This is a genomic window from Treponema zioleckii, from assembly GCF_014737315.1.
Lineage (GTDB): Bacteria > Spirochaetota > Spirochaetia > Treponematales > Treponemataceae > Treponema_D > Treponema_D zioleckii.
The window spans coordinates 1-17,196 of sequence record NZ_JPUF01000004.1 but is presented as its reverse complement, the minus strand read 5'-3'; the positions used below and the strand labels follow the sequence as shown (position 1 = coordinate 17,196).

The 17,196-nt window shown below is 42.5% G+C and carries 19 protein-coding genes and 1 pseudogene; 14 read left to right on the top strand and 6 right to left on the bottom strand.

Translation table 11 applies throughout. From position 1 onward, the window contains the following. Positions 1 to 38: 38 nt before the first annotated feature. From JI65_RS02105 to JI65_RS02095, 3 genes are all read left to right on the top strand, one after another. Positions 39 to 581: an isochorismatase family protein gene (locus tag JI65_RS02105; RefSeq protein WP_191013725.1), complete on the top strand. Its 543-nt coding sequence runs from the start codon at positions 39 to 41 to the stop codon at positions 579 to 581. Between the two features lie 50 nt (positions 582 to 631). Continuing rightward, a complete protein-coding gene (locus tag JI65_RS02100) occupies positions 632 to 1,249 on the top strand; it encodes a flavodoxin family protein (RefSeq protein WP_191013724.1) in 618 nt (205 codons plus the stop codon). A gap of 273 nt (positions 1,250 to 1,522) precedes the next feature. Beyond that, positions 1,523 to 2,104 (top strand): hypothetical protein, encoded by a 582-nt coding sequence (locus tag JI65_RS02095; RefSeq protein ID WP_191013723.1) that lies wholly within the window; start codon positions 1,523 to 1,525, stop codon positions 2,102 to 2,104. Here JI65_RS02095 and JI65_RS02090 read toward each other — a convergent pair. After that, a complete protein-coding gene (locus tag JI65_RS02090; protein WP_191013722.1) occupies positions 2,081 to 2,362 on the bottom strand; it encodes a hypothetical protein in 282 nt (93 codons plus the stop codon). The genes JI65_RS02095 and JI65_RS02090 overlap by 24 nt on opposite strands. After that, entirely contained in the window at positions 2,359 to 2,619 is a 261-nt protein-coding gene (locus JI65_RS02085; RefSeq protein ID WP_191013721.1) for a hypothetical protein, read from the bottom strand. The genes JI65_RS02090 and JI65_RS02085 overlap by 4 nt, the downstream gene beginning before the upstream one ends. Before the next feature lie 168 nt (positions 2,620 to 2,787). Between JI65_RS02085 and JI65_RS02080 the strand changes: the two genes are divergently transcribed. The 5 genes from JI65_RS02080 (at position 2,788) to JI65_RS02060 (ending at position 5,998) form a co-directional block, all read left to right on the top strand. Beyond that, positions 2,788 to 2,973 carry a hypothetical protein gene (locus tag JI65_RS02080; protein WP_191013720.1) on the top strand — a complete coding sequence of 62 codons (186 nt, stop codon included), beginning with the start codon at positions 2,788 to 2,790 and terminating at the stop codon, positions 2,971 to 2,973. Beyond that, positions 2,970 to 3,485: a hypothetical protein gene (locus tag JI65_RS02075; RefSeq protein WP_191013719.1), complete on the top strand. Its 516-nt coding sequence runs from the start codon at positions 2,970 to 2,972 to the stop codon at positions 3,483 to 3,485. The genes JI65_RS02080 and JI65_RS02075 overlap by 4 nt, the downstream gene beginning before the upstream one ends. A gap of 286 nt (positions 3,486 to 3,771) precedes the next feature. Continuing rightward, a complete protein-coding gene (locus tag JI65_RS02070; RefSeq protein ID WP_191013718.1) occupies positions 3,772 to 4,173 on the top strand; it encodes a GNAT family N-acetyltransferase in 402 nt (133 codons plus the stop codon). 116 nt (positions 4,174 to 4,289) lie between these two features. Then, the gene (cobT, locus tag JI65_RS02065; RefSeq protein WP_191013717.1) at positions 4,290 to 5,402 is read left to right on the top strand and encodes a nicotinate-nucleotide--dimethylbenzimidazole phosphoribosyltransferase; all 1,113 of its coding nucleotides are present in this window, start codon (positions 4,290 to 4,292) and stop codon (positions 5,400 to 5,402) included. Then, positions 5,399 to 5,998, top strand: coding sequence for a bifunctional adenosylcobinamide kinase/adenosylcobinamide-phosphate guanylyltransferase (locus tag JI65_RS02060; protein WP_191013716.1), 600 nt, complete (start codon positions 5,399 to 5,401; stop codon positions 5,996 to 5,998). The genes cobT and JI65_RS02060 overlap by 4 nt, the downstream gene beginning before the upstream one ends. A 284-nt stretch (positions 5,999 to 6,282) precedes the next feature. Here the strand turns inward: JI65_RS02060 and JI65_RS02055 are convergent, their stop codons facing one another. Next, positions 6,283 to 7,014 carry a hypothetical protein gene (locus tag JI65_RS02055; protein WP_191013715.1) on the bottom strand — a complete coding sequence of 244 codons (732 nt, stop codon included), beginning with the start codon at positions 7,012 to 7,014 and terminating at the stop codon, positions 6,283 to 6,285. Between the two features lie 82 nt (positions 7,015 to 7,096). On the opposite strand from JI65_RS02055, the pseudogene JI65_RS17265 reads away from it, so the two are divergent. Then, positions 7,097 to 7,717 (top strand): annotated as a pseudogene (locus tag JI65_RS17265) (adenosylcobinamide-GDP ribazoletransferase); the annotation flags it as partial. A 120-nt stretch (positions 7,718 to 7,837) separates the two neighbouring features. Here the strand turns inward: JI65_RS17265 and JI65_RS02045 are convergent. Then, a complete protein-coding gene (locus JI65_RS02045) occupies positions 7,838 to 9,427 on the bottom strand; it encodes a cobyrinic acid a,c-diamide synthase CobB (protein WP_191013714.1) in 1,590 nt (529 codons plus the stop codon). Positions 9,428 to 9,671: 244 nt separating this feature from the next. Between JI65_RS02045 and panB the strand changes: the two genes are divergently transcribed. From panB to panD, 4 genes are all read left to right on the top strand, one after another. Next, positions 9,672 to 10,445: a 3-methyl-2-oxobutanoate hydroxymethyltransferase gene (gene panB, locus JI65_RS02040; RefSeq protein ID WP_191013713.1), complete on the top strand. Its 774-nt coding sequence runs from the start codon at positions 9,672 to 9,674 to the stop codon at positions 10,443 to 10,445. A 144-nt stretch (positions 10,446 to 10,589) separates the two neighbouring features. Continuing rightward, positions 10,590 to 11,345 (top strand): pantoate--beta-alanine ligase, encoded by a 756-nt coding sequence (gene panC / locus JI65_RS02035; protein ID WP_191013712.1) that lies wholly within the window; start codon positions 10,590 to 10,592, stop codon positions 11,343 to 11,345. Positions 11,346 to 11,373: 28 nt separating this feature from the next. Then, a complete protein-coding gene (locus tag JI65_RS02030; protein WP_191013711.1) occupies positions 11,374 to 12,144 on the top strand; it encodes a type III pantothenate kinase in 771 nt (256 codons plus the stop codon). A 31-nt stretch (positions 12,145 to 12,175) separates the two neighbouring features. Then, positions 12,176 to 12,562 carry an aspartate 1-decarboxylase gene (panD, locus tag JI65_RS02025; RefSeq protein ID WP_191013710.1) on the top strand — a complete coding sequence of 129 codons (387 nt, stop codon included), beginning with the start codon at positions 12,176 to 12,178 and terminating at the stop codon, positions 12,560 to 12,562. 766 nt (positions 12,563 to 13,328) lie between these two features. Here panD and JI65_RS02020 read toward each other — a convergent pair. Both JI65_RS02020 and JI65_RS02015 read right to left on the bottom strand, forming a co-directional pair. Next, on the bottom strand, positions 13,329 to 14,276 hold the full coding sequence (locus JI65_RS02020) for an SPFH domain-containing protein (protein WP_191013709.1): 948 nt from the start codon (positions 14,274 to 14,276) through the stop codon (positions 13,329 to 13,331). Positions 14,277 to 14,303: 27 nt separating this feature from the next. Further along, positions 14,304 to 14,834: an NfeD family protein gene (locus JI65_RS02015; protein ID WP_242457135.1), complete on the bottom strand. Its 531-nt coding sequence runs from the start codon at positions 14,832 to 14,834 to the stop codon at positions 14,304 to 14,306. Between the two features lie 54 nt (positions 14,835 to 14,888). On the opposite strand from JI65_RS02015, the gene JI65_RS02010 reads away from it, so the two are divergent. Next, positions 14,889 to 16,625 (top strand): DUF4153 domain-containing protein, encoded by a 1,737-nt coding sequence (locus JI65_RS02010; RefSeq protein ID WP_191013708.1) that lies wholly within the window; start codon positions 14,889 to 14,891, stop codon positions 16,623 to 16,625. Positions 16,626 to 17,196: the final 571 nt, after the last annotated feature.

The window sequence follows — 17,196 nt, the reverse complement described above, 5'->3', positions numbered from 1 at the left end:
TTACATTTGAACTGAAAAAAATAGAAGGAATAAAAAAAATGAAAGACACGGTTTTACTTGTAATCGACACGCAAAAGGGAATTACGGATTCACGGCTTTTTGAATTTGAAAAACTCGTAAAAAACATAAAGATTCTTATTGATGCGGCAAGAAAAAACAGCGTTGAAGTTATTTTTGTGCAGCACGATGACGGGCCGGGAAGTGGATTTTCTGTTGGCGATGAAGATTTTGAAATTTTTGAAGGATTCAAGCCAAAGGAAAACGAAAAGATTTTCGTCAAAACCGTGAACAGCGCACTTCATAAATCAGTCGGGCTTTCGGACTATCTTTTAAAAAATGGCGTAACGAAAATCCTTACCGTGGGCTTGCAGACGAACTTTTGCATTGACGCAACGCTTCACACGGGCTTTGATTTGGGCTTTGAAATGCTCGTTCCAGAATACACGAACTCCACTTTTAAAAGCGAATACATGAGTGCCGAAACGGCCTACCGCTACTACAACGAGTTTTTGTGGAACGGTCGCTTTGCAAAATGCATTTCAATGGACGAAGCGACAAAGTTGCTGGAAAGCAAAGACTAAAAGTCCCAATTAAAATGCCTATAAAATGATTTTTCGAAAAAGGAGTTTTTATGAATGTTTTAATTATTAACGGAAGTCCAAAAGCAAACGGAAACACAGCATTTGCTCTTTCTGAGATGCAGAAAATTTTTGACGCAGAGAGTGTGGAAAGCACGATTCTGCACGTTGGGAACAAAGCAATTCGCGGCTGCATTGGCTGTGGCTCTTGCGCAAAAAACGGAAAGTGCGTGTTTGACGATGAAGTAAATCTGGCGGCTCCTCTTTTTGAAAAAGCTGACGCATTGGTTGTTGCAAGTCCTGTTTTTTATGCTTCTGCAAACGGAACGCTGATTTCTTTTCTTGACCGACTTTTTTACAGCACGAGTTTTGACAAAACGATGAAAGTTGGCGCATCTGTAGTGGTCGCACGGCGGGGAGGGCTTTCTGCCACATTCGATGAACTGAACAAATATTTTACAATCAGTTCAATGCCAGTTGCCTCAAGCCAATACTGGAACAGCGTGCACGGGCGCTTGCCAGGAGAGGCGGAGCAGGACAAAGAAGGCTTGCAGACCGTTCGCACTTTGGCACGGAATATGGTCTTTTTGATGAAGAGCATTGCGCTCGGCAAAGAGAAATTCGGCTTGCCCGAAAAAGAAGTTCGAGTTGCAACACATTTTGTGCGCTAAAACTTTTTGGACGGAAAAACAAACTGAAGCCAAAAATCGAAGGAATCCCGAACAAAATCCAAGGCGCAATTCTCAGCCTTTTGTTCCTTTAGCCCAAAAACGTCAAGGAAGCTTTCCTTGACTTTTAGGAGGTCTTCCTAAACTTTTAGGAAAAGTTCCTTGACTTTTAGGAATACAAAATCATTGCACTGCATTTCCTCAAGGCAAATCAAAATGGACACAAAAGCGTTTTTTCGCATAAAATAACGAAACTGCAATTTCGGAGATGAGGAAATGAAAATCGAAGGAATCCCGAACAAAATCCAGGGCGCAATGCTTTCGCTTCTGGCGCTTTACGTGATTGCGCTTGTCGTTTGTCTTTGCATGAACGCGGACAAGCTTCAAGGACTCGGAGCAAAGCGCTTTTATCTGCTTTTCGCTCTCTTGCCGCTCGTCCTTTTTTATGCGCTCTATCTTTTCGCGTGCGCCGCTTTTCCCTCGTATTCCGCATACAAAGAGAACTATCGCTTTCTGGAGCGCTTCGGCTACAAATACGAAGGATTCAAGTTCATCAAGGAAGGCAAAATCATTGAGCTGCATTATTCAGGGGAAGGTCTTGTGAGGATTTTCGTTGCGATTTCGATAGAAGAAAAACTCGCAATTCCGTATTTTTTCACGGACGGGCATTTTGTGAACATCTGGGAGTTCTTCAAATTCTTGGACGCCGAAAAATACGATGAAATCGATGAGTTTGAAGACTGCATGGAAGCGCTCTCGGATTGCATGAAGAGCAACAGCGATAATTTTGCTGTCATGCTGAACAAGTTTTCAGCATCAAGCTCGCCAGTGACGCTAGAAATATTCACGAAGTTTTAAGTAAATCGTTTTGAAGTTTTTGACCACAAAGAAGCCAGAAAGAAAAACGAGCACAAATCTCAAAAGAAACGGAATGCGCCCAAGAAGCTGCTCCAAAGCGCGAATATGCTTGAAAGCAGCAGTGCCAGAGCCAGCGTCCAGAAACATTTTGTAGACACCCTTCGCTCCAAGACAAAAGCAAACAAGAAGCACGATTGCAACAATAATTTCTATGACAAAAAAGATTTTCAGGACTTTCAGATAATTTCGGAACTTCATTTGTTTTTTTCCATGAACTTTGAGAACACTTGACCGATTCCCCAAAAGATAAATCCCGAAAGCACCTGACCGAGCGTTGTCCCAACATATTGAAGATGGACTGCAGAAACGCGTCCCTCATCAAGAACGCTCACGCACAGCGACAAAAAGCCCGAAACAATGCAAACAGCGATGTAGACGACGCTCAGAATTCTTATGCACTTCGGAACGTCAAATTTTTGAAGTTTGTCTTCTGCTTTCTTCTCGTTTTCTTCCATAGTTTTCTCCTCGTCATTCCGAACTTGTTTCGGAATCTATTCAATCAAGGCAGATGCTGAAACGAGTTCAGCATGACAATGGTTTCTAAAACATACTTTTCAAAACACCTCTCAAATCTTAGCATAACTTTTTATTCACAACAACAATCTGCTATAATGAGACTTGCTATGGACAACATCATTGGATTTTTTGCAGGCACTTTTGTTATTCTGCTGTATCTTTTTATGGGCGGATACCTCAAGCTTTATCTGAAAGCAAAGATGAAACTGAAAACAATACTGATTATCTCAGCAGCAATGTTCGTGCTTCTTGAGTCAGTTTGGATTTACCACATTTTTTGGGGGCAAAAATGATTGAACTAAAACGAATTGTATATTTTCTGATTCTTGCATATTTCTTTATCCGCTTTGTTGTCATTCCAGCCGTCCGCATTGTTACAAACTTGGTCAAATTGGCTCGGCTAAAAAAGGAGTTTAGCAAGTTTGGTGATTTGATTGTGAAAGTCAACGACACAAAGAAATTGCACAAAATTGGAATTATCTTAGGAATTACAGGAATTTCACTTTTCATATCTTTGGCTGCATTGGAAAAAGAACCATTTTATTTGTTTTTCATTATTTTTTTGCTTCCGCAGATTTTGCATCTTATTTTGATGAATAAATATTCAGAGCACAACGGCTTTTATCAAAACGGAATCGTCAAAGGTGGCTTTTTGGAATGGGAATACATTTTCAGTTACAAAAAAATCGACAGCGACACGCTTTCTTTTTTGAAGCAGGACGGACTTCGCTTTGATTTTGGAACAGCGGGCAAAATGCAAGAAGTGATTGATTTAATTTCAACAAGGGGAATCAAAGAAGAATAATGAACGATTTTCTTAGCTTTTTGGAAGGCTCATTTTTTTTTTGCTTTTTCTTATTCTTGGCGGCTTTTTCAAACTTTACCTGCAAGCAAAGATGAAAATCAGAACAATATTGATTATCTCCACAATAATGTTTATTTTTGGTGAAGCATATTTGATTTACCACATTTTTTTGGGGCAAAAATGACAGCAAAAAGAATGTAAAAGAATCCCGAAAGGTAAAAAAATGAGCGAGGCGAAAGACTTCCGCAGTGCGAGCATTGAATTATAAAAACTAGAGAGAAAAAAAATGGAAATCATTTACAAAGAAACAAAGGATTTTACGGAAATCCAAATTGAAGAACTCTTCCGCTCTGTAAATTGGGAATCGGCAAAATACCCAGAGAAATTGGTACGTGCCATGAAGAATTCATCCCGAGTCATATCCGCATGGGACAGAGACAAACTTGTTGGCCTTGCCCGCGCCCTCGATGACGGCGAGACTGTCGCACTGATTCATTACGTGCTTGTAAACCCAAAGTATCAGGGCTTGCACATTGGCTATGAGCTGGTGTCTCGTCTGATTTCCGCCTACAAGGATTTGCTTTACATAAAAGTAATGCCATCAGAAAAGAAGAGCATCGCATTTTACGAAAAGTTCGGCTTTAGGCAGTACGACAATTACTCTGCGATGGTTATAAAACGTGTTTAATCATATTGAATACAAAAATAGGAAATGTCTATGGAATTCAAAGCTGACTTTATGGACTATCTTTCTTAAGAACGCAGAATATTGAAAATTCAAATCGCGGTCAATAAAATGCTTATATGAACTTTGAGGAACAACTTTTTACACGGATTCGCTCGGAAAAGAGCATTTATAGCGGCAACGGCAAATTTTACAAACTCGCTTTTGAACGCTGGCAAAGCATTGCAAAGCCTTTGGGCGGGCTTGGCGAATTTGAAAAGGCTGTTTGTAAAATCGCAGATGCCCAAAACACAAAAGAGCCTTCTATAAAAAAACGAGCACTGGCAATTTTTTGCGCAGACAACGGAATCGTAGCCGAAGGCGTTAGCCAAACCGATTCAAGCGTAACAAAAACCGTGGCACTAAACATGACAAAAGGTGAATCCAGCGCATGCAAGATGGCGATGTACGCGAACTGCGACTTTTTTGTACTGGATTCAGGAATCAAAGATTCAGAGACTAGCAAAGAATCTAAAGAAATAGTTCCGACGTTAAAATCAGGCAAACTCATAAACTACAAAATTGCGGACGGCACAAAAAATTTCTTGCACGAAGACGCTATGAGCCGTGAAGACTGCGCACGCGCAATTTTGAACGGAATCAGCCTTGCCGACGAACTAAAATCTCTCGGCTACACGCTTTTTTCAACCGGCGAAATGGGAATCGGAAACACGACAAGTTCAGCCGCCGTTGTCTCGTGCCTGCTTTCAATGCCAGCCGAAAAAGTTACCGGCAAAGGTGCGGGACTTTCAGACGAGTCACTCAGACACAAAATCGAAGTCGTAAAAAAATCAATCGAAAACAGAAAACCGAACACAAACGACGTTTTGGACGTGCTTTCAAAAGTCGGCGGATTTGACATTGCGCAAATGTGCGGATTTTTTTTGGGCGGACTTTTTAACAACGTTCCCGTAATAATCGACGGCTTTATCTCCGCCGTGGCAGCTTTATGCGCAGTGCGTCTTTGCCCGCAAGTCAAAAAGATTTTGCTCGCAAGCCACGTAAGCTCCGAAGAAGCAGCAAAAATCATTTTGACAGAACTTGAAGCCACGCCCGTAATCCACGCGGGAATGCATTTGGGCGAAGGAACTGGCTGCATGATGCTTCTCCCGCTCTTGGATATGGCATTCAAGATTTTTTACGAAATGCCAACTTTCAGCGACATAAAAATCGAGGCGTACAAATCTCTATGAGAATTTTTATTTACGGCGGAGCCGGAAGCGGAAAGTCCGAATTAGCAGAAAAATATGCCACGAATTTTGAAGGGACATCCCTCGTTTACGCAGCCCTTTTAGACCCAAACTCAGGTGGCGACACTCAGGAACGAATTAAAAAACACAAAAAAACGCGAAACGGAAAAGGATTTTTTACGGTGCAAAGCGAATCCGAATCCGCAGACAATTTTATAGAAGATATTTACACTCAGATTTCTGATTTCGCTAAAAAAAATCAAAAAGACCTTACGATTTTAATCGAAGATTTGGGAAATTTGACTTCAAGGATTCTTTTTTCGAAGGACGGGAATTTTTTGAAGGGCGAAGAAGGCTTTGTAAAATCAATGGAATTTCTCCAGAAAATCAACGCCCTTTCAAAAAATCTTGTAGTTGTCTCGAACGACATTTTTCTAGACGGCGCGGGCTTTTCCACATCACTTTTAAGCGACGAAGGAACTTTAAGCTATTACAAAACGCTCGCAAAGCTTAACAGCACCCTCGCCCACTCCTTTGAAAAATCAATTCGAGTCGTTGCAGGCATCGAAGTAAATTTTCGCACCATGAATCAAGATTAACTTGCCAGCATAAAAATCCGTATTCCACCCGTGTCTATCCGCCTGCGCTTCCCAGTCTGTCATGTCGAGCGAAGCCGAGACATCTACTGCTCCCAGACAATCGCAGAGTGGAGAAATCTATCGTTTGTAGACCTCTCGACTATGCTCGAGGTGACAAAACGGCCAGTCCGATTACGCTCGAAGTGACAAAAACGGCATTTCGACTACGTTCGAGGTGACAAAAAAACGCTCATTCATGTTTTTCAGTATCTGTGCCCCATTCGTGTCGGAAATTTACAGAGAATCTACGAAACTAACCGGCTAGCCGACTTTCTTGTAAAAAACAATCGTTTGTAATCGCTCCAGTCAAGTTTTTTCCATCGGCCGGCATACATGCAATCAAGAGCCTTTCTGGCTTCATAGCGAACATGACCGAGAATCACGTCTTTGTCGGGACTCTTCTCAAAACGGTTTTCGTAGCATTTTAGCTCGAAGTCCATATTGTCGTGGTTGCCGTCTGCATCATGGAAAAGCAACGTGTAATCCATATCAAGATAACGCTCCGTGTAGAAAGTCACGTTGCGAGGTCTAAAAACTTCGTCCAAGTCCTCGCTAATGAACAACCGAGCGGCATCTTCCTCCGTTACAGCATTTTTTTCGATAAGCATATCGATAAAATTCTGTTTGTTGTGATTCAAAAAATAATCGGCTTCCAAATCAGCGTACAGAAGTTCAGATTCGTCAAATTCGTCAAGCTTTATTTGTGCCACAAAAAAACTGCCATCAAGCTTTTGGTAAAGAGAACAGTCGCTGTAGCACCAAACCACGTCTTTTGTAGAGTGACTTGAAATGCAACTGTTCAAGTGCATAACGCAGTAAGACAACGAATAATCCCAATTCTCTGAGTCTGTTCTGTCCGCAAACTTAAAAGAAAGCGATTCCAAAATATTCTCTGCTTCTGCCCGCGAAATATTTATATCATCAGCAAGCAGAATGTCTCCAAAAATGCAGGAATCTTCCCTGTGTAATGTTTTCATATTGCGCCCCTTACCTTATATTTTCGTATAAAATTTAGCGTCCGTTGATGAATTTTCCAGAGAGAGTTTGTAAAATAGTCTCATGAGTTTTTTGCGTTCATTGTTTCTTGCCCTCTCGATGTTCTCAAAAATTCCAGTTCCTCGCGTGGAATGGAAAAGCGAAAACATGAGATACATAATGTGCTTTTTTCCGTTCGTTGGATTTTTTATTGGCGGAGTTGATTTTTTGTTGTGCTTTCTTGCAAAAAGCGGGATTTTTCCAAATCTCACAGGATTTGAACTTCCGCTTGCACTCACGCTATTTCCAGTTCTGCTCACCGGCGGAATTCACCTTGACGGCTTTATGGACACTTCCGACGCCCTTGCAAGCCACGCCTCACGAGAGCGAAAACTTGAAATCCTAAAAGATTCGCGTGTTGGCGCGTTCGCCGTAATCAACGTGACGGTTTACTTTTTGGCGTATTTTGTGATTTCAAGCCACTTTACGGCTCTTGTACAAAAATCTGCAATTTCAATGGAAGTTTCGCTGTGCCTCGCGTCGATTTTTCCACTCTCAAGATTTTTGAGCGCGCTCGCAGTCGCAACGTTTAACTGCGCAAAAGGCTCTGGACTTGCAAAAACATTTCAGGATTCAAGCGCAAAAAAATTCACGAGAATCTGGTGCGTAACTTTTCTTTTGGCAATCTATTCGCTCATAACCGCAAGAGCACTATTTTTTTGGAATTTTAATTCTGGCAAGTTCGCTCTTGTGTTTTGCGTATTATTTTTTGATGTCAAAAAAACATTTTGGCGGAATCACGGGAGACCTTGCGGGCTACTTTGTTCAAATCACCGAAATATTTTGCCTAACAGCCCTTACGATTGCATTTTCCTTTGCTTGAGCAGCCTTCGCAATTCGAGCAATTCTCACAATTTGAGCAATTTCCACCAGAATGACAGGAAGAATTTGCAAAATCTGAATTTTTGACGGATTCAAAAACGAGAGCCGAGTCCACAAAATTCTCAGCGACTTTCGGGTTTGACGCAAAATAAAAATAGCGGAAAGCCCGCCACGATATTTTTTTCGTAAGGCTTTATCGCCTCGCTGGCAGCATGAAGGGCGCATAACTTGCAGCGGAGAGGCAACTTGAATGCACTCCCAAGTTTTTCCGTTCACTTTTTTTGCGGTAAAAGCCGCACCGTTTTGCGTGGTGTCAAAATAATGAAATTCATGCCCGCGGATTTTTTCGCCTTTTTTAAGCAAAAAATTATCCTCGTTGCAAACAAGTTCCACGTACCCAAAGCGCACGAGATGATTTTTATTCTCGAAGGAACCTGGAAGAAGCCCCAAAAGCTGAAGATAAAGAAATCCACCGCACTCGGCAAAAACCGGCGCACCTGAGCGACAAAACGCGCGAACAGAATTTGCGCTGATTTTGTTTTCTGAAAGTTCCGCCGGGAAGAGTTCCGGGTAGCCGCCTCCAATGTAAAGCCCGCTGCAATTTTTGGGAAGTGGCTCATTTTTTAACGGAGAAAAATAACATAGTTCCGCGCCAAAAGATTCAAGAAGCGAGAGATTTTCTCGGTAATAGAAGCAAAATGCCCTGTCGCGCGGAACGGCAATGCGAACGACTTTGCACGCAGGTGAATTTTCACTCTCAAAAACCGAACAAAAAGAAGGTGCGCAAAAATCTTCGGAAGATTCAGTATTTTTTTTGGCAAAATCAATTATTCTTTTAAAATCAATCGTTTTTTCGGCAGAAGAAGCAAGATTCAAAATCTTTTCTTTTATTCCCTCAACATCGCTCGGAGTCACAAGCCCCAAATGGCGTGAGCCTACAAAAAAATCAGGATTGTCCTCAAGATAGCCAAAAACTTCAAGGCCGCAAAGTTTTTTTATTTGCGGAGCCAAAAGTTCATAAGTTGTTTTGCTGGCACGATTTAGAATCACCCCGGCGATAATCGGCGATTTTTTTTGAGGAAGGCTCAGCTGATTTTTTACGGATTCTTCTTCGGCAAATTTTATGATTCCAAAAATCTCGGCGCACAAAGAAAGACTTTTTTTGGCAGCGTCAACAACGAGAACAATCGGTAAGCCAAGCACGGAAGCAACGTCAAACGCGCTCGCACGGACGGAAGAACCACCCTCCCCGTCAAAAAGGCCCATCGCACCTTCCACAATGGCAAAATCCGCATCTTTTGTGTCCCGCAAAAAAATATTTTTTACGGTTTGAGGCGGAGTAAAAAACAAATCAAGATTTCCTGTCAAACTTTCAGAAATTTCTGAATGAAAAAGCGGGTCAATGTAGTCAGGACCGACTTTTAAAACCGCAGGAGAGTGACCATTTTTTTTTAGAAACGAGGCAAAAGCACACGTCAGCGTAGTTTTTCCAGCCGACGACGTTGGAGCCGAAATTAAAACCGAAGGAATCATATTTTATAGAATACCTGTTTTTTCAGCAAACCGCAAGGTTTTCATAATTTTTCTAAAAGACTTGCAAAAATTCCTATAAATCGTAAAATCAAATATAGGTAATTTTTGCCACTGCATTCTCAGAGTTGATTCTAAAAACTCATTTTTTAGAATCTTCAATAACAGAGACTTTTTAGCTCTGATTTTTCTGATTTTCAGAATGCGACAAACTTTTTTTTAGACTTGATCTTGGAGGACAGGTACTATGACAACACTTGATTTTTCCGCTTACAAACGCGACGGAAAAAAAATCTCAATGATTACATGCTATGATTCAACATTCGCAAAAATCATAGACCAAACTGATATAGACACGATTCTTATTGGCGACTCGTGCTCAATGGTAATGCACGGCGAAAGCACCACGATTCCTGCAAAAATTGAATGGATGGCAGAGCACACTCGCTCGGTTCGGAACGGGACTTCAAAATTCATCGTTGCGGACATGCCGTTTTTGACAACCCGCAAAGGAATTGACTACGCTACGGATTGTGCCGGAAAGCTTTTGCAGGCCGGAGCGAACGCCGTAAAAATCGAGGGCGTTTTCGGGCAGGAAGAAGTTCTTAGACATCTTGTAATGTCCGGCATTCCGGTAATGGCCCATTTGGGACTCACGCCGCAGTTCTATCAGGCATTCGGCGGCCACAAAATGCAGGGCAAAACGGAACAGGCAGCGGCAAAAATCATGGAAGAGGCAAAACTCGCCGAAGAAGTTGGCTGCTTCTCAATGGTTTTGGAGTGCATTCCGCACGATTTGGCAACAAAAATCACGCAGGCTTCTGGAATTGCGACAATCGGAATCGGAGCGGGCGTTAACTGCGACGGACAAGTTCTCGTTCTGCAGGACATGCTCGGAATGAGCGGATTCAAGCCAAAATTCGTAAAGCAGTATTTACAGGGCTTGGATTTAATAAAAAACGCGATGAACCAGTACGCACACGAAGTTTCGGAGAGCGTTTTTCCAGGCGAGGCAAACTAATAAATAAAGCAAGGGAACTTCGAAAATTGGCATTCTGAACTTTTTTTCGGAATCTGTTTTGACTTTGCTTATAAAGCAGATTCAAAATCGAGTTCAGAGTGACATTGCACAACTTACAAAATTTTTGAATTATCGAGGACTAAAATGAAAATCATACGAACCGTTGAAGAATGGAAAAAAGAAAGAGAGACTTTTAAGAACAAAAAAATCGGCTTTGTTCCGACAATGGGCGGACTTCACGCAGGTCACCTTTCATTGATGAAAAAATGCCGCGCAGAAAACGAAATCGCCGTTGCAAGCGTTTATTTGAACCCAACTCAGTTCAACGACAAAAAAGACCTTGAGACCTACCCTGCAAATTTTGACGACGACGTTAAACTTCTTGAAAGCGCAGGAATCGACTATCTTTTTGCACCGACTTACACCGTAATGTATCCAGACGATTACAAATACAAAGTGATTGAGACAGATTTTTCAAAAATGCTCTGCGGCGCAAAGCGACCAGGACATTTTGACGGCGTTCTTACGGTTGTAATGAAGTTCTTCAACATCATCAGACCAACAAACGCATATTTTGGCGAGAAAGATTTCCAGCAGTACCAGCTCCTTAAAGGCATGGTAGAAGCGTTCTTCCTCGACATAAACCTTATTCCGTGCCCAATCGTGCGCGAGGAAAACGGACTTGCAATCAGCTCTAGAAACCGCAAGCTCAGCGCAGAGGGACTTGCAAAAGCCCCGAAACTTCACGAAATCCTTGCGATGAAAAAATCAATTGCCGAAAAAGAAGCATTGCTCACAGAGGCAGGATTCAAGGTTGACTACATAACTGAATATAAGGGAAGACTTTACGCTGCAGCATTCTTGGAAGACGTTCGTTTAATCGACAACGTTAACGCATAGCAACGTAACTTTTCGTTCGGAGGAACCTATGATTCTGACACTAGATGTGGGAAATTCCACCATGACTGGCGGAATTTTTAATGACAACAAACTTGTGCTCCAATTCAGGCAGACGACAGACAAGAATTCAACGTCCGATGAAATCGGGATTTTTCTGCGTTCCGTGCTTCGCGAAAACGGAATCGACTGGAAAGAAATAAAAGACATCTGTTGTTGCTCGGTAGTTCCTCCGATTAACTACTCACTTTCAAGCGCGCTAAAAAAATATTTTGGCGTTGAGGCACTTTTTATTCAGTCTGGCATAAAAACAGGACTAAAACTCAAATACTCAAATCCAAAAGAAATCGGCGCAGACAGAATTGCGGCCGCAATCGGAGCTGCAAATCGGCATCCGAACCAAAATCTTGTCGTCATTGATATGGGAACGGCAACGACAATCGATGTTGTGACCAAAGACAAAGAATATTTGGGCGGCGCGATTATGCCGGGGTTAAAAATTTCCGTTCAGGCATTGGCGAGCGGAACTTCAAAACTTCCGACGGTAGAAATCATAAAGGCGAACAAGATTTGCGGGCAAAGTACAATCGAAGCGATTCAGTCGGGAATCTACTTTGGAAATGCAGGCGCAATAAAAGAATTCTGCTATCAATATCAGAAAAAAATATTTGGCGGCGAGAAACCGTTCGTTGTAGGAACAGGCGGTTTTGCCCGAACATTCGAAAGCTACAATCTTTTTGACGAAATCGTTCCTGAACTTGTTCTTTTGGGCGTAAAAAACGCACTTGAAATGAACCGCTAACGCGGCAAACTTTTTTAATTCGAGGTGAATCATGCAAATTGAAGTATTAAAATCGAAACTCCACAGAGCCACAGTCACAAACGCAAACCTGAATTACGAAGGCTCAATCTCGATTGACACGGAACTTATAAAACTCGCAGGAATGCACAATTACGAAAAAGTTGACATTTATAACATCAACAACGGTGCACGTTTTTCAACATACATCATTCCCGGAAACAAAGGCGAATTCTGTCTTAACGGTGCCGCTGCTCGAATGGCTCAGCCAGGCGACAAAATCATAATCGTAACATTCACTTGGATTGATGACAAAGAAGCCGACTCATGGGTTCCACAGGTAGTTCTCCTCGACGACCAGAACAAGCCAAAAGAAGCCGGCAAACACGAAATGAAAAGCGGAACTTTGGTAAACGTGTAAAAAGTGGTGGCGAGATTAACCACAGATGAACACAGATGAACCGTGATGGGACACAGATAGGGATGTCGGTGGTTGAGTAGCGGAGCGTATCGAAACCACAACCGTGGGAAAATACATTGAACCCATTTTTCAGTTTTGTCTTGCAAAAGTGAGAGGAACGGCGAAACTAATTATTGCGGAGCGAAAAATTACTCCGCCGTTCCACTGACACAGATGAACACAGATTAACACAGATGGGGCACAGATAGATTGAGAAACCCGGTGGTTGAGCGTAGTCGAAACCACAACCGCGGGAAACTGCATTAAACCCATTTTTCAGTTTTGTCTTGCAAAACTGAGAGGAACGGCGAAACAAATTCTCGCGGAGCGAAAAATTACTCCGCCGTTCCACTGACACAGATGAACACGGATTGACACAGATAGGACACAGATAAGGATGTCGGTGGTTGAGTAGCGAAGCGTATCGAAACCACAAAAACCTTTGTAAGCTGCATATAAAAACTGAAAGCAAAATATACGAGGTGGTGCGCAAAAGGCAAGTTGACTGTCCACCTCAAAGTTGCTCGCGTTGCGCGAACGACAAAACTGCCTTCACAAAACACGGCATTCCTTGCCGCCGTGTTTTGTGAACACCTGCAAGCCGTCCCACCAAAGCGCGAGTTTTTCCGATAGGAAAAACTCTCAGGAAACGCACAAGTAAAATTCTATTCTCAAAATCAACTTGCAGCGTTTCCGTAAACGCACAAGTGAACTTAAATTCTCAAAATTAACTTTCCGCGTTTCCTTTGGTTCCTTTCGCAATTTCCGAAACAGATGCGACAACTCCGGCGAGATTCTGGAAATCGGCAGGAACGATAATCTTGGTTGCACGACCGTCAGCTGCACGTTCCAGCGACTCAAGACTCTTCAATTTTATAACCTTGTCATCAAGACCGACTTCTTTAATCATCTTTAGACCGTCTGCAGTAGCCTGCTGAATCTTCAAGATTGACTGAGCCTCACCTTCTGCCTTTTTAATAAGAGCCTCACGCTCAGCTTCCGCTTCAAGGATTCTTGATTCTTTGTCTGCCTCTGCTTCAAGAATTCGCGACTGTTTTTTTCCCTCGGCAACAAGAATTTCAGACTGCTTCTGACCTTCCGCAATCAAAATCTTCTCGCGTCGCTCTCGCTCGGCACGCATCTGCTTTTCCATAGCCTCGCGGATTGCATTCGGCGGCATAATGTTCTTAACCTCAACTCGGTTCACCTTTATTCCCCACGGATCAGTCGCCTCGTCAAGAATCGCTCGCATCTTCGTGTTGATTAAATCACGGCTCGTCAACGTTGAATCAAGTTCAAGCTCGCCAATAATGTTTCGTAAAGTCGTTGCGCTCAAATTCTCAATCGCAGTCATAGGATTCTCAACACCATAAGTGTAAAGTTTAGGGTCGGTAATCTGCATGTAAACAACGGTGTCAATATTCATCGTTACGTTGTCTTTTGTAATTACAGGCTGTGGCGGAAAATCAAGAACTTTTTCCTTTAGGGAAATGTGGTTCGCAACGCGGTCAATGAACGGAACTTTTACATGAAGCCCAGTCTGCCATGTGGTAAGATAAGTTCCAAGCCGCTCAATAATGAACGCATGTGACTGCGAAACGACTTTTATGTTCGAGATAATCAAAATCATCACGATAAAAACCGCCGCTCCGATTACATAAAGAGAAGGTGTCATTTTTATTCCTCCGTTTTATTTTTATTTTTAAGGACGCTCACTTACTATTACAGTGGCCCCTCTAATTTCTTCTATTATACAGTGCGTTCCCACAGGAATCTCAGAGGAATCAGAACTCTCAGCCTGCCATTCCACTCCGACTCCGGCAATCTTAACCTGCCCTTTTGAAAGTGGAGTAATTTCTTTGGTAACGACACACTCTTTTTGAATGAGAGAATCGCTGTTCGTGGGTGTTTTTTTGACGCTAAGTTTTTTTGCAAGAACAGGTCGCGTAAAAATCAAAAGCAGGAGGGAAATTGCCACAAAAATCAAAAACTGCACAACAGGATTTATTTTAAAGAGGGAGACGAAAATCATCAAAAAAGCCGAAAATCCAAACCAAATCGTTGTGAGAGAAAGAGTTCCCGCCTCAATCACAAAACAAATAATGCAGACTGCAAGCCAAATCCAATAAAGATTCGAAAGAATAAAACCATTCATAAAAATTATTATAGTGTATACAAGTTCAAAATCAAGAATAAATTGGGGAACGCCAAACGAAACTCTCGTTCTACACATCGCGAGGGGGAAAATTTACATCCCTTTTTTCCTCCCTCATTCCGATAATAAAATATGAATAAAGAAAAACTTTCTATTAAAAACAGAATTCAAAAAACGCTCGGCAATGCGTTTGAATACCTTTCGTTCGCAAAAGTGATTTTTGCGATGTCGTTCGCGGCGTTCGTGTTCGCGTCGATTGAATCATTCGCATCGTACGACGCAAAAATCGACTACGAAGAATTTATGAAATCATTTTTGATGGCGACGCTTTTTGCACTTCCGGCAACGCTCGTCACAAAAAATCTTCCGTGCGTCAAAAAGTACCTGATTCAGATTGCCTCGGCCGGAGCCGGTTTTTCGCTCGGATATTTTTCATGCCGCGGATTCGGGGACAAAGTTTTTTGCGACCTGTATTATTACGGAATTTTGTGCGCCGGAATTATGATTACGCTTTTCGTCTTCATTCCGAAGGGAAACAGCCGCACTTATTTTGCGCTCGTCTTCAAACACGCGCTTTTCTGTGGATTTATGACGCTCATTCTGATGGGCGGACTTTCGCTTCTGATTTACGCGGTGCAGAACCTTATTCTGAACACGGACAAATACGAAGTTTATGAATGCGGGCTTTATTTCTGCGCGTTCGTCTTCGGAATCAACTCGTTCTCGCATTATCTTTTTGACCGGCGGCAGGACACCGACTCAGGAAAGGCGTTCAAAGTGATTGCGCTCTACATTCTCTTTCCGGTCTGTTTGATTCTGATTCTGATTCTGTACGCTTATCTTCTCAAGGCGTTGATTCTTTTCAAGCTGCCGACGGGACAAATCAACTGGTTCGTTTCGTTTGCCTCATGCTTCTACATCGTGTTTTATTTTATCCTGCGCGAATACGACGAACTTCCGGCAATCAGATTCTTCTATAAATTCGGCGCGCTGATTTTCATTCCGCTCGTCGCGGTTCAGATTTACGCATATTTTATCCGCGTCAATGCGTTCGGCTTTACAGGCTACAGATATTCGAGCCTGCTTTTCATCATTTTCTCGGTCATCACGTTTGCGCTCACGTTCGTAAAAAAAGGCCGATTTATGAATTATGCGATTCTGATTCTTTCGTTCATAATCCTCGTTGACTCGGTAAGTCCGTTCAACCTCATCAAAATGGCGCACAAAAGCCAGTATTCGATAATGATGAAAATCCTGAACAAATACGACATGTACGATTCCGAAAGCGACTCATTAAAAGAATACGACAAAGCCGGACTTGAAAGCTCAATCACCGACGACGACAGGGCGGCATTGTACTCAAGCTACCGCTACATCATTTGGACAAGCAAACTTCCGCAGCCTGCGTGGTCACAGGAAGTTGAGACCGACAAAGACGGAAAAAAACATTACTACGACAAAGATTTTACCGAAGCGTTCGGAATAAAGGAAAATCGTGAGACCGAGGAATTCGCAAAATATTCATTCTCGACCAGAGAAAGGGAAATCCCATTCGACGTTTCAGGATTCCGGGAAATGACCGTCGCCGACAGAAGCGAAAGTTCCAGCGGCTACGATAACGACACGAAGAAATGGAACGACTACAAGAGGGAAATCACGGCGGCAACTTTCACAGACATTCACGGCCGCGAATACGATTTGACGGATTTTATATTTTCCCTCGCCGATGAGAAAAACGACGGCAAGCCTTTGTACTACTCGATCGATGAAAACACGACGTTCTGCTTTACATCGCTCGAATACAAATACAACAAGGACAGAAAACTGTTCCGGTCGTACTCGTTCAGAGGATATTTGTTCTTCAAATAAAGTGCTTCGACTTCGCTCAGCAACCATGCTTCGACTTTGGTTCGACTACGCTCACCAACCGCGCTCAGCAACTTCCGGTGCCTGAGCGGAGTCGAAGACAGCGGAGTCGAAATGACGGAAGCGACTGGCAATTCAGAATTATTAACTGTCCCTGCTTTGTGAATTTCTAAAACCGTGCGATAATTATAATATGGAAGGTTTTATGCAAGTTGAACTGACAGGTTTTTATCAGGTTGCGATTTGCGGAGGCTTGCCTCCGATTTCTCATGAATGAAGGAGGCATCTGTGACAGAGTATGAAACGGCGATGCTAATCATCGCAATTATCACTCTTGTTATAGAGCTGCTCTCTTTCCTGAAAAAATAGGACTTAGAGCATAAAAAAAGCCCGCCTTGAAGCGACCAACTCCAACGGGCTTTATAACACAAGCTTAACGGAGGCAAGTTGCACTTTTTGCAAGCGTCCCCGTTCCATTTAATATATATTGATATCCTTTTTCCGTCAACTTTCAGACGCAATCTTCTCTTGTTCTGTATTTGCCTTTACCTTGCCGTTTATCTTTAGTTTGTGT